This window comes from Varibaculum prostatecancerukia (assembly GCF_943169825.2).
Lineage (GTDB): Bacteria > Actinomycetota > Actinomycetes > Actinomycetales > Actinomycetaceae > Varibaculum > Varibaculum prostatecancerukia.
The window spans coordinates 1,897,194-1,910,258 of sequence record NZ_OW968402.1; the positions used below are offsets into that span (position 1 = coordinate 1,897,194).

The 13,065-nt window shown below is 54.5% G+C and carries 10 protein-coding genes; 4 read left to right on the plus strand and 6 right to left on the minus strand.

What is annotated here, in order from left to right:
• Window positions 1-32: 32 nt before the first annotated feature.
• The 3 genes from KO216_RS08185 to KO216_RS08195 form a co-directional block, all read right to left on the minus strand.
• Window positions 33-503, minus strand: coding sequence for a PTS sugar transporter subunit IIA (locus KO216_RS08185; RefSeq protein ID WP_215523724.1), 471 nt, complete (start codon window positions 501-503; stop codon window positions 33-35).
• A 41-nt stretch (window positions 504-544) separates the two neighbouring features.
• Window positions 545-1,579, minus strand: a complete 1,035-nt coding sequence (locus KO216_RS08190; RefSeq protein WP_215523725.1) for a LacI family DNA-binding transcriptional regulator — start codon at window positions 1,577-1,579, stop codon at window positions 545-547.
• Window positions 1,580-1,829: 250 nt separating this feature from the next.
• Window positions 1,830-2,696: a sugar phosphate isomerase/epimerase family protein gene (locus KO216_RS08195; protein WP_215523726.1), complete on the minus strand. Its 867-nt coding sequence runs from the start codon at window positions 2,694-2,696 to the stop codon at window positions 1,830-1,832.
• Window positions 2,697-3,103: 407 nt separating this feature from the next.
• Between KO216_RS08195 and pdxS the strand changes: the two genes are divergently transcribed.
• Both pdxS and pdxT read left to right on the plus strand, forming a co-directional pair.
• Complete coding sequence (gene pdxS, locus KO216_RS08200) at window positions 3,104-4,018, plus strand: pyridoxal 5'-phosphate synthase lyase subunit PdxS (protein WP_215523727.1); 915 nt, start codon at window positions 3,104-3,106, stop codon at window positions 4,016-4,018.
• A gap of 33 nt (window positions 4,019-4,051) precedes the next feature.
• Window positions 4,052-4,621, plus strand: coding sequence for a pyridoxal 5'-phosphate synthase glutaminase subunit PdxT (pdxT, locus tag KO216_RS08205; RefSeq protein ID WP_215523728.1), 570 nt, complete (start codon window positions 4,052-4,054; stop codon window positions 4,619-4,621).
• 15 nt (window positions 4,622-4,636) lie between these two features.
• Here the strand turns inward: pdxT and KO216_RS08210 are convergent, their stop codons facing one another.
• Both KO216_RS08210 and tadA read right to left on the minus strand, forming a co-directional pair.
• Entirely contained in the window at window positions 4,637-6,139 is a 1,503-nt protein-coding gene (locus KO216_RS08210) for a CoA-acylating methylmalonate-semialdehyde dehydrogenase (protein WP_215523729.1), read from the minus strand.
• A 621-nt stretch (window positions 6,140-6,760) separates the two neighbouring features.
• Window positions 6,761-7,339: a tRNA adenosine(34) deaminase TadA gene (gene tadA, locus KO216_RS08215; protein ID WP_251452009.1), complete on the minus strand. Its 579-nt coding sequence runs from the start codon at window positions 7,337-7,339 to the stop codon at window positions 6,761-6,763.
• Between the two features lie 84 nt (window positions 7,340-7,423).
• Here tadA and pgm point away from each other — a divergent pair, with 84 nt between their 5' ends.
• Window positions 7,424-9,094 carry a phosphoglucomutase (alpha-D-glucose-1,6-bisphosphate-dependent) gene (gene pgm, locus KO216_RS08220; RefSeq protein ID WP_215523730.1) on the plus strand — a complete coding sequence of 557 codons (1,671 nt, stop codon included), beginning with the start codon at window positions 7,424-7,426 and terminating at the stop codon, window positions 9,092-9,094.
• A gap of 399 nt (window positions 9,095-9,493) precedes the next feature.
• Here the strand turns inward: pgm and hrpB are convergent, their stop codons facing one another.
• Entirely contained in the window at window positions 9,494-12,151 is a 2,658-nt protein-coding gene (hrpB, locus tag KO216_RS08225) for an ATP-dependent helicase HrpB (RefSeq protein WP_215523731.1), read from the minus strand.
• A 93-nt stretch (window positions 12,152-12,244) separates the two neighbouring features.
• On the opposite strand from hrpB, the gene KO216_RS08230 reads away from it, so the two are divergent.
• Window positions 12,245-13,036 (plus strand): HNH endonuclease family protein, encoded by a 792-nt coding sequence (locus KO216_RS08230; protein WP_215523732.1) that lies wholly within the window; start codon window positions 12,245-12,247, stop codon window positions 13,034-13,036.
• Window positions 13,037-13,065 lie beyond the last annotated feature (29 nt).

Consider the following 13,065-nt stretch of genomic DNA (forward strand, 5'->3'; position numbering starts at 1 on the left):
CTGTCAGATTCCCCAGGTATTACTGGGTACCGTTACTTGCGCAAAGTTACCTGACAAAGCGGGGTTCCTGCCTGCACCGAGCCAAGGGAATAATCCATTGCCTCCACTTGATTCCGTCCGATAAACACCACCGGGGTTACCGGATCTTTTTCTAGCGCGAGCAGGCGTGGAATATCGACCTCAACTATGGGCTGCCCGGCCTCAACCTCCTCGCCCTCACTGCATAGCAGCTTGAAACCCTCACCCTTAAGCCCCACCGTTTCTAGCCCCACGTGTACCAGCACCTCTAGGTCGCCAACCTTGCCTACCAGCGCGAAGGCGTGTCCGGTTTTAAAAAGCTTTACGATTTTCCCACTAACCGGAGCCAAGACTGGCTGTACCTGCGGTAAAGGACGAATAGCTACGCCCTCCCCCATCATTTTCTGAGAAAAAACCGGATCCGGAACCGCGGTGACCGGCACAATCTCACCACAAAGGGGAGCTAGTATCGGAAGGACTGTCATCAGCTACCTCTGGGTTTTCTCCGGGACAAACGGCCAAGTTTTCAGGCGGTCTTGCGCACAATCAGCTGGGTGTCCACTTGGTTTTCGGTGGCGTCCCATTTCTTGCCATAGTTTTCCTCATCCAAAAAGAACTCTACGTGTGCTACCAGGCGCTCAACTGCTAGTGCTGCCAGTTGTTCCCGATCTTGTCGCACCGTAGTTAGTTCCACATAAGGCTCAGCAGCAATCGGAGTGTCATCGAAACCAACTACCGCAACTTCCTGCGGAATTTTGATGCCTTCTTGCCACAGCCTAATCATGAATCCTTGGGCACACAGGTCGTTAAAACACATCACTGCACGTGGTAGCCCCCTGTCCCCCCTGCTGACCTGGTGTAATATCTCGTCGGCAACCCGCGCCCCATCGCGCGGATTTTGTCCGCCCTGATAGATACGATTCGCTACACTTTCGCTGGACGATAACCCCGATTCTTTAAGGCAGCGGCGAAATGCGGCTTCCCGCACCCGGGCGTTAGCCTGATTGTCGCCACAAATATGCACAATGTCGCCAAAACCCTGCTTTTGTAAATACTGGAAACCTTTCTCAATTCCTAAGGCATCATTGGACACCACGGCGTCAACATTCTTTGATCCAGATTCTTGACACAGGGTAATCAGCGGTATGGTAGATGCAACTTTTTCTAAATACTCACCGGAGAGTTTTGTACCGATAAGAATTATTCCTTCACAGCGGTCTTGCAGCAGGGATTCGATGCAATCCATTTCGCTGCGCAGTCCCACGCAACCCGCCGCTACCAAGCGATAGCCTTGTTTTTCAGCGTAACGATAGAGCGGATCCATCAGCGAGGTTTGGAACTCTTGCTCCATATAATAAACCACACCCAGCAAATAGCTGCGGTCTAGACGAATGAGGGCGGCCTGCCGGTCAGGACGATACCCCATCTCAAAAGCGGCGCGCTGAATCTCAGCGCGTCTCTTTTCCGAAACTCCGGGTCGTCCGGACAACGCAACGGACACCGTAGAAATGGCGGCTCCCACTTCCTTGGCGACATCGGAGATAGTTACTTTTTGTTTCATAGCATTGCTCTTAGAGTATCGCTAAATAGCCTATAGCCATGGAGGTTCAAACCTCTGAAACATAATTTGGAATAAACCAAATAGCTAACTAAACACCCCTAAGATTCGTTTGAGCATTCACAGGTAAACGTATAGTTAACGTTATTTATTCAGTTGTTTTCCGAGAAACACTTGGATTTGCAAGAAAGGTTTTCCGAAGACGCCACCTGCGCCCTCGGAAAACCAAATCTTGCTTAGTTACTGAGCGGGATTACTGTCCGAACTCGCTCTTCACCCGGGCAATCATCTTCTTATTGATTTCGTCAGCGCGGTCATGCCAGCCGAATACGCACAGAGATAACACGCCATCGAACTTCATATCCCGTAAGGTGCTGAACAGCTCGTCCCAGGGAACTTCGCCCATGCCGATCTCGTTGTGCTGGTGTACCCGCGCGTCCACTCCCGGAGGATTGATTACGTAACGGTTTCCATCGAAGGCCTTGTGGTTATAAACATCCGCAATATGTACTTCTTTCAGCAGGTCACCTGCAGAACGTAGCATCCGCTCTACATCGCCCTTGCCATCGGAAAGGTGGAAGGTGTGCGGAGCGCAGTATTCATAGCCAATCCAGGGCTTATTTACCCCGCGAATCAAGTTGATGGCGGGATCGTGTAGCTCCACGAAGTCGTAGGGGTGTGCCTCCATGTGCAGCTGAATCCCATATTTTTCAAAATCGGGTGTGAGTTCTTCAATGGACTTATACCACTGATGTTCGCAGTGCCGGGGAGTGTTGGGATCCCCGGAAAATTCAGAAACAATCTCGCGCACATCTAACTGATCGGCAATCTCGAGCAACCGCCGCCAGTTGCGCACCTGGGCTTGCCGCTCTTCCTCGTCAACACATGCCCAGTTAAACACCGGGTTCAAAGTGGCAATCTTAACCCCGGATTCCTTCTGTGCCTTGTTAAGCTCGGCGACAAAAGCATCGTCCGCCTTGGGGTAGTGATGCCAGAAGTGAAAATCTGCCGTTGGCGAGAGTTCCACATAATCAAACCCCAGTTCCCGGGCTTTATGCAGGGTTTGCGGAACCAGCATAAACCAGTAATACATATTGGGGTCGAGAGCAATCTTGACCATTTTTCATTCCTTCTACTTGGCGGTGACTATATTCATCAGGGCGAGTATTGAGGTTCCTCCCTCAGGTAGTAGCCTCTTCGCTCCGCTTATTTGTTGGGCACCCTCAGCTTAGCCGAAACGTTTCGTCACATCGAGGCTTTTCCGGGGTTTCCCGTTTGTAGACTTGGTTGACACCAAAGCCTATCTACCTTTATTTAACACGTGTTAAACAAGGGTGTCAAGGGTATTACCCTTATATTTTTTCTCGCGTAATAAAAAAACTGCGATTTGCATTTTTTCACTAGACGCGTCCTTGCCCACTAAAATACCTATTCCGCCTCGTAAGTTTGTAAAGTAGATGCTTAGAGGGAAAAGCGCCGCTTAGCGCCGCGACCAAGAAGGCTAGGCACAGAAAGAAGGAACAGGAAATGGAAACCGGCAACACTTCCAAAGTCCAGGAATCAAACGAACTAAAAGAACGGGTGGCGCTGAACCGTCAGCTTGCCCAGATGCTGAAGGGTGGCGTGATTATGGACGTCACCACCCCGGAACAGGCACGGATTGCCGAGGACGCGGGCGCGGCCGCCGTTATGGCGCTAGAACGGATCCCCGCCGACATTCGGGCAGCGGGCGGCGTTTCTCGGATGAGTGATCCGGCGATGATCAAGGGGATCCAAGAGGCAGTTTCTATTCCGGTGATGGCAAAGTGCCGGATTGGACATTTTGTGGAAGCCCAGTTGCTGGAAGCTATCGAAATCGACTATATTGATGAATCCGAAGTCCTCTCCCCCGCCGACGACATCTACCACATTGATAAAACCCAGTTCAAAGTACCTTTCGTGTGTGGGGCACGTAACCTGGGTGAAGCGCTGCGGCGCATTGGCGAGGGCGCAACCATGATTCGCACCAAGGGCGAGCCGGGAACCGGCGACGTGGTACAGGCAGTAACCCATATGCGCGAGATGAACGCGGAAATCCGGCGGATTTCCAGCCTGCGCGAAGACGAGATTTTCGAGGCCGCTAAGCAGCTAGAAGTACCGCTGGCGCTGTTGCAAGAGGTACATGATTCTGCGCGCCTTCCGGTCGTAAACTTCGCGGCTGGCGGAGTGGCCACCCCAGCAGATGCAGCTTTGATGATGCAGCTAGGTGCCGAGGGCGTGTTCGTAGGTTCCGGTATTTTCAAGTCCGGCAATCCCGCCAAACGTGCCGCCGCGATCGTCAAGGCAGTCACTAACTTTAGGGACGCAAAACTGATCGCGGAACTTTCCGAAAATCTGGGTGAAGCCATGGTGGGGATTAACGAAAGTGAAATTGACCTACTGATGGCAGAACGCGGAAAGTAAGCCCCCTCCAACAGAATCGGTCAGCGTAATCAGATGGAAAAAGTTGGCGTACTCGCAGTTCAAGGTGCCTTCATTGAGCATGAACAGTGCCTGCAGGCAGTGGGGGCTCAGGTAGTCGAACTGCGCGAAGCAGCAGACTTGCGCAGCGGATTTAACCGCCTGGTATTACCGGGCGGAGAATCCACGGTGCAATCAAAACTGCTGATTGAACTGGGGATGGCGGATCGGCTACGGGATATGATTACCGCCGGGATGCCGGTTCTGGGAACCTGCGCTGGACTAATCTTGCTGGCCAAGCAGATTATGGGTAAACGCGACGTGGATCGCACGGCACTCGGAACCTTGGACGTTACCGTGGAACGCAATGCCTATGGACGCCAACTCGGTTCCTTTAACGCCCGCGCTGACTTTGCAGGAATGAAAGATCTACCGATGACCTTTATTCGCGCTCCTCGCATTAGCGAGGTGGGGCCGGGAGTAGAAGAACTCGGACGAGTAAATGGGCTAATTGTGGGGGCGCGAGCCGGAGGTCAAATCGGAGTTACTTTCCACCCCGAACTGACCGGCGACCCGCGCCTGCACCAAATGTTCTTGAACCTCTAGTTCCTTTAGCTACCTTTAGCCTTCCTCGCGCTGGAAGCTCATAGTGGCTTCATAGTGTCCGGATTCGCTCGGCCAGCGGGTAGTAATCGCTTTGGCCTTGGTGTAGAACTTCACGCCCTCGGGGCCGTGGATATGAGTGTCCCCAAGTAGCGAGTCTTTCCAGCCACCGAAGGAGTAGTAGGCAACCGGAGTCGGAATCGGGACGTTAACGCCCACCATGCCGGCCTCAACATCGAGGGTGAACTTGCGCGCTACCCCGCCGTCATTGGTGAAGATAGCAGAGCCGTTACCAAAGGGAGAGGAGTTAACGATTTCGATGGCTTCTTCATAAGTTTCGGCGCGGGTAATTACCAGCACCGGACCGAAGATTTCCTCGTAGTAGGCGGGCGCATCTTTGGGGCAGTTATCGATAATGGTGGGCCCTACGAAGTAGCCGTTGGGGTAACCTTCCGGTCGGAATCCGCGTCCATCACGCACAATAGTCGCACCGCGTTCTTCAGCGTCAGTAATCAGACCTTCGATGCGTTCCTGCGCTTTCTTGTCAATCACCGGTCCCATCTCGCAGCCTTCAACCATGCCTTGATTCACGTGAATCTGGTCAGCGTGGGCTTTGACTTTCTCGGCTAGTTTTTCACCAGCGCTTCCTACGGCTACTACCACCGGCAACGCCATACAGCGTTCACCCGCCGCTCCGAAAGCCGCTGCCGAAATATGCTTGGCGGCGAAATCGATATCTGCATCCGGCATCACGATGGCGTGGTTGTTTGCCCCGCCCAGCGCCTGTACCCGTTTGCCGTGAGCAACCCCGGTGTTCTGCACAATATGTGCAACCGGAGTGGATCCCACAAAGGAAATCGCATCGATTCCCGGATGCTCCAAGATGGAGGTAACCAGGTTACGGTTACCAGTCAATACCTGGTAAATCCCGTCCGGTAGCCCCGCTTGCTTGTAGAGTTCGCCGGTAAAGAGGGCAGCGGAAGGAGTGGAGGACGCGGGCTTAATAATAATGGCATTACCAGTAGCGATAGCCAAGGGGTGCATCCACATGGGCACCATTGCCGGGAAGTTGAACGGGCAAATCCCCGCTACTACTCCCACCGGCTGCCGCACGGTGTAAATATCAACACCAGTCGAAATCTGGTAGGAATATTCGCCCTTCATATTGGCGTTAATCCCGCAGGCATAGTCGAGGGTTTCCCGTCCGCGCTGAATCTCGCCAATCGCGTCCGAGTAGTTCTTGCCGTGCTCCTGGACGATGAGCCTTGCCATCTTGTCTTGGTTTTCCAAAACCAGGTGGCGCATCTTGAACATGATGTCTACGCGTTTTGCGAGCGAAAGTTTCGCCCACTCTTTTTGCGCTTTTTTGGCAATCTCTACTGCGTGATCCAAATCTTCACTAGATGCGGACGGAACCGTAGCTACGACCTCTCCTAGCGCTGGATCTTCAATATCGATGTGTCCAGCAGGTTTCCCCTGTGCGTATTCACCGTTAATCCAATGCTGCAACTGTTTTACCATTGTCAGTTTCTCCTCAGAATGTTGCTGACCTTATCGCCGGTCATGCCAGGTTGTAGGCATCCCCTTTGATTAACTGAATTGTCCTTACAATAGCCACTATAGTCGACCTAAGTCCCAGACACAAGAGCACACCTGCGTGAGCGTACTAAAAGTTTCAATTGAATGGCAGTCTTTAGAAAATAGAGTTGCGCCGCCCTCAAAAACTACTAGAGCCCTGGCAAATGCGCCCTCCCCTAGCAGTACGACGCCGTCCTCGCCCAAGGAATCCTAAACTTCTTTTCCGCCCGTTAGCGTGGCTTTAGAGGAAAGTCATTTAAGCTGATAAGCCTCATTTTCATTTGTTCTATCTTCCTGTTTGCCGGAGAGTTATCTGCCTGTTTGCCGGAATTTGGAATTTTCGAGGAGGGAGTGCAGCAAGTGCAGGGCGCGAACGTGACGGGGCGCGGCGGACGTCGCACCGAGAGCCATACCTGCCGGAGGGGACGCAGGAGACGCGGTAGAAAACTCCCGGCGAAAGGGCAGGCTGAGGACAGTAACTTTGCCGTGGGTGGCTAAACGCCTTGGTGCCAGCGGGCAAAGACGCTAACAATCAGGGATTGGGGGACGTGAAGATGTAACCTTCTAGCGGCGGCGAGCAAAGAAGTCCTTTAGTTGCGCGGAACATTCCTGCTCTAGTACCCCACCGATTACTTCAATACGGTGATTTAGGCGGCTATCGCGCAGGACATCACGGACAGAGCCCGCTGCGCCTGCCTTGGCGTCCCAGGCGCCGAACACTACCCGCGAAACCCGGGCATTCACCAGGGCACCGGCACACATAGTGCAAGGCTCCAGGTTGACCACCAAGGTGGTGCCGGTGAGCCGCCAAGTGCCCAGGCGGCGCGCTCCTTGTCGCAAAGCCATAATCTCTGCGTGAGCCGTGGGATCAAAAGGATAGGTTTCCCGCTGGTTAAAGCCGCGCCCAATGATTTCCCAGTCTCCCAGGTAGGGAGGGGAATCACTCTCGGAAGTGGGCGCGCCCTCGCCCGGGGAAGCCAGCGCACCCTCGCCGGTAAAAATATCAGCACGCCGGACGCTAATTGACGCCAAATTTTCGGCGCGGGGAGCGAGCAAAAGCGCCCCCACCGGCACATCTGCCTGCTTTTGTGCACAGGTTGCCAAATCCATAGCGCGGCGCATTACCTCGTCAAAGCGATTCATGCCCTCAATTTACCTGGCATTTTACACTGATAAAACCTGGTGCTTTTCGCAGACAAAAAGCTAAATAAGTGAAAGACTGGATACATGTTTGAAAGAGCCGGGCAAAAAGCCAAACCAGAAGATTTAATCAATGTCGATGACCTCCTAGCCGCCTACTATGACCTGGAGCCAGACCCCGCCGAGCCAAGCCAACGGGTCAGTTTCGGCACCTCGGGACACCGCGGCAGCGCCTTCGACCACGCATTTAACGAAGCCCATATCGTGGCCATCACCCAGGCAATTGTGGAATACCGCCGCAACCAGGGGATTAGCGGGCCGCTATTTATGGGGCGTGACACCCACGCCCTTTCGGAGCCTGCTCACCGCAGCGCCCTGGAAGTGCTGGTAGCTAATGGAGTGGACGTGCGGATCGATTCCCGCAACTCCTATGTACCCACCCCGGCAGTATCCTTAGCGATTCTGCAGGCAAATGGGGCGCCTGGCAAAGTGCGCACCTCGGGCGCGGATGTGGCTGACGGAATTGTAATCACCCCGTCACATAACCCGCCACGCGACGGCGGCTTCAAATACAATCCCCCTACCGGCGGCCCTGCAGACGTGGACGCTACCGGCTGGATCGCCGATCGCGCTAACCAGATTCTCCAGGACGGCTGGCGCAATGTTCCGCGCTCTACGCTAGCGGATTTAACTCGCGCCGACTGTGTCCACCCCCATGATTATCTGCATGAATACGTGGATGCGCTGCCCAGCGTTATCGACTTGGATGCGATTCGCTCTGCGGGAGTACGCATCGGCGCAGATCCCTTAGGTGGAGCTTCCGTGGACTATTGGGGGATGATTGCTGAGCGTCACGACCTGAACCTGACGGTAGTTAACCCGGATGTGGATCCCGCCTTCAGCTTCATGACCTTGGATTGGGATGGAAAGATCCGCATGGACTGCTCCTCCCCTTATGCAATGGCTTCGCTACGGGAAAAGATGGCACCGGACGAGGACGGGGTTACGCCTTTCGATATTGCTACCGGTAACGATGCAGATTCGGATCGCCACGGGATTGTCACCCCGGATGGACTAATGAACCCCAACCATTACCTGGCAGTCGCCATCGAATACCTGTACACCCACCGGCCGGAATGGGGCGAGAGTTGCGGAGTCGGGAAGACCTTGGTTTCCTCCTCGCTAATCGACCGGGTTGTTGCCAACATGGGACGCAAGCTGGTGGAAGTACCAGTGGGCTTTAAGTATTTCGTGCCGGGATTACTCTCCGGAACTATCGGTTTCGGGGGCGAGGAATCCGCCGGTGCCTCTTTCTTACGCAAAGATGGGTCTGTCTGGACAACCGATAAAGACGGCATTATTTTGGCGCTACTAGCTTCCGAAATCCTGGCGGTAACCGGAACTTCTCCCTCGCAGCTGCATAAACAGCAGGTGGAACGTTTCGGGGCTTCCAGTTATAAGCGTTTCGAGGCCGCCGCCACCCCGGAGCAGAAAGCTAAACTCAAGAAACTTTCTTCCGAGGACGTAACCGCCGAGAAACTTGCCGGGGAAGAGATTACCGACAAACTGGTGCGCGCCCCCGGTAATGACGCTGAAATCGGTGGACTGAAAGTAGTCACTAAGGACGCCTGGTTTGCGGCTCGCCCCTCGGGTACCGAAGATATCTACAAGATTTACGCGGAATCCTTCCAGGGCGACCAGCACGTTGATCAAGTGATTTCCGAAGCGCAAGAGGTAGTAGGCGCCGCCCTCTCGTAGTCGGCTCTAACCCTTATACCGCAAGGGCGGAGATTACTTTTGTCTCCCGCCCGCTGCAAGCGTTGGGGGCTAGGTTTTTCCTCCCGCCCAAGAATCCGGTAAATACCTTTGGTATTTACCGGATTCTTATGCCCACCGCGCCTGCTCGGATAAAACCTAGCCCCAACCCCGCGCCTGTTCCGCGAGAATCCAACCGGTTGCCATGCTGCCCGGATATTCCCCACCAAGCCGGTAAGGGTGAGGATTACTTTTGTCGATCAGGTTAGGCGGGCGTAAGAACTTGGGTAATACCTTGGGTATTGCCCAAGTTCTTTGGGCGGGAGACAAAAGTAATCCTCGCCCTTAATATCGGGTCGGGAGGTAAAATCTTTCCCCTGCTTCCCAGGTACAACCCCTTAGTTACCGGGAGCGGAGTTGGCGGTTGGTGGCGGCAGTGGCGAGGGCGGCGCGGGGATCTTCCGGCCAAGGATGCTTGCGGTACCTGCCCCGCATTTCCGCTCGTACCTGCGGATAGACTTCATCCCAGAAGTGATCTAAGTCGGTCACTAACGCCAGCGGGCGACCTGCCGGTGACAGCATCTCCATCGCCAGGTCGACTTGTCCTCCCAGGATTTTTGGCGCGGATTGCATCCCAAAGAATTCTTGTAGTTTCGCCTGCACCCGAGGCGGGCCGCTGGTGATATCGTCGGGATAGCTAATAGCGCCGCGCCGGCCGGAAGGAAGTAAAAATTCGCTGGGTGCCTCTTGTTCCAAGGTACGCCGAGTTTCATAGTCGAGTATCCCCTCCAACCAGGTCGTTACCGGGGCATTTGCAGCGTTTTTTCCTGCTGCAAAATAACTGATCAACACCTGCCAGAAGCGGGGATTATCATGTAAATCCTGGTCACTAACTGCAGGGACATTGGGCAAATAGCGCGCCGCCCAGCGCAAACGGGCGCGTAAGCGAGTGGCTTTAGGGTTCCAAGTCAGAAAATCTAGCCCCACCCGCTGATACTCGGCTTCGAGGACGCGCTCAGGTTCTCGGATTTTCGCTTTTTGCCGCTGCAGAGGGATTTCTCCTAGACACCGTTGCTGCCAAGCGCTGATTTTTCCATCCCGGTACTCTTCAAAATGTTTTTCTTGTTTTAGATGACTTCCCAGCTCTAACGCCAGTTTCTCGGTGAGGGGCGCGGCTAAACGAATCAGGTCGTCACCGCCTTTACGCACCCCAATTTCTGCAATCGCCAGCCATTTACTGGTGGATAAAGAACTGTCATTGTCTAGGCGAGCCGCTCCCGACCCAGAAAGCTGATATACCCCGTCCTTACTGGTTAGACGCCCTATTTGATCGGGAAATGCCATCGCCACCACTAATCCAACGCTTAAATCGCCTGCAAGTTTTTGCAAATTAGCTGGTGAACTTGCAGCTTGGCTATTCGCGCTGCCTTGCCCTAGCTGCCCACCCCTAGCAGATAACAACGACATAAAGTTCTCGCTACCAGTATCGATACCTTGATAACGCCGCGCCAATTTTTCAAAGCGGCTACGCTCAGTGCGATAAGTTCTATCTCCTTGACGTTCCGCGCGGCGAATCGCAGCCCATAAATCACCGTCTGAACTACGTAAATCCACTTGTAAAGCCGCCACTACCTGGGCGGCACGGCGCTCACCCACCAGACGCGCCCCCAAAATCAAGGCGCGTGCCAGGCGGGGATGGGCTGGAATTTGTACCAATTGGCGTCCAAAAGCGGTAATCCGGCAATCATTATCTAAAGCGCCGAGTGCCTGCAAATCCTTCTCCGCCTGCTGCCAGGCAGCAGGCGGAGGGGCGGTAGGCAGTACCAGAACTTCCAGATCGGTTTGCCCCCAATCCGCCAGTTGCAAATAGGTCTGGGCAAGGTCACTCCGCAGGATTTCTGGCTGCGTATCGGGTTCCATACGCGCATAAGTTTGCTGGTCATAGCCGCGAATCACATATCCAGGTCCCAGGCGCGCGGCACGTCCCCCGCGTTGAGTTGCCGCGGCTCGCGAGCAACTCAAGGTGCTCAATCCCCCGGCATTTCCACGCAGACGGCGACTGGGAACCCGCGATAATCCACTGTCAATCACCTGGCGAACCCCGGGAACTGTCAGTGCCGATTCTGCCACCGAAGTGGCAACAATTATCCTGCCCTCCCCGGGCTTAAGGGCGTCCTCACTGGCGGAAGAGGCACCCTGGGACAGCACTTTTGCCTGCTCGCGGGGAGATAGCTGTCCGTGCAGAGTCATGATTCGCTCCGGATAACTAGCACGCAAACGCAATGCGGAGGCAATTGCCTCTACGTCCGCGATTGCGGGCGCAAACACTAAAGTATCAGCCTGTATGCGATGTTTTAACGCCAAATCAGCCAAATAGTCGCGGAGCTCTAGGGAAGTTCCCCGCTCACTAATCCGCCGCACCCGCGCTGGCGGCGGCGCGAACACTTCTTGCAGAGGAAAAAGTTTGCCCTCTGCCTCTAAAACGGGGGTATCTTCCCCTAAAACCTTGCGGAACAGTTCACTATCTAAAGTCGCCGACATCACGACTATTCGCAGCTCCGGGCGTAACTGACGCACCTCGCAGAGCAGAGCTAATAAAATATCGGTATCCAAAGACCTTTCGTGAACCTCGTCGATAATCACCGTACCAATACCCGAGATTTCCGGATCCGTCAGCAGTTGCCGCAAAAACAGGCCGGCAGTCACAAAATCTAGGCGAGTATCGCGGCTGCGAGTGGATTCCCCCCGGATAGAAAATGCGACTTTAGCTGCCAGGTTATCCTCATTATTAGGTAGCAGTGTCTGCAGGTAACTGGCAGCAGCCCGGGCGGCAATCCGGCGCGGCTCGGTCACTATTACCCCCGCTGCCGGGGAGTTATTTTTCGCCCGCGCATCCTCTAACGCCCAGCAAATCGGAGGAACCAAAGTGGTTTTCCCTGACCCCGGCTCAGCGGAAACAATTACTTTCCCCGCGGTTTCGAGGGCGCTTTCCAGTTTCGGCAAGATTCTCGCCGCCGGAAGCTCAGGGGCGAGGGCGCGTGCCTGGGAAAGCGTGAACATACTTCTATTGTGCACCGCGGGAGATAAAAGCAAATACTTCCGGCAGCGGGACTGCCAATTAGGAAAGCGCCTAAAAGTTGCCACAATGGAGCTATGGGGTATTACCGGTTAGGCAGACGCAGGCGTTCTGGGAAGGACTTTTCCTGGGGTACCCGCATTATTGCGGGATTTATTATTGGTTTGCTGGCATGGGCTTTTATCCCTGGAATCGGTCCGGATTTAGCGGGACTTTCCCAAAAAGGAGCCCCCAAAGTGGGGTTACCCAATTGGGGGAAAAGTGCGGATCAGATTCTCTCCGAATCGGTGCAGACCGATTTGGTAAAAGCAGTCGCCAGCCTGCCCGAGGGCGAGTGGGAAAGCGCCTCCCCCTATCAGCGTTCTCAATTCGGTATCCGTTGGGCAGATGTTGATCGCAATGGTTGTGACACCAGAAACGATATTTTACGGCGCGACTTGTCCCAGGTGCAGACCAAGGCGGGAACTCATGATTGCGTGGTGCTATCTGGAGAATTCACAGAGCCATATACTGGGCGTTTCCAACGATTTCGTAAAGGGGCAGACACCTCCAGCAAGATTCAGATTGACCATGTAGTCGCCCTCTCTAATGCCTGGAAAACCGGAGCCAGCAGGTGGGATGCTAAAGCTCGTGAACAGTTCGCCAACGACCCCTTAAATCTGCTGGCGGTTGATGGTCCGGCGAATCAAGATAAACAAGATAAGGATGCCGCCAGTTGGCTGCCCCCTAACCAGGGATTTCATTGTCAATACGTGGCTTTGCAGACCGCGATTAAACAAAAGTGGAAGCTGTGGGTTACTCCGGAGGAAAAGCGGGCGATGGCGACAGTGGCAGCGTCCTGCCCCGCGCAGCCCCTCCCCGCTGGTTAGCCCGCTTCGCGGGGTAGGTAATTTTAAAT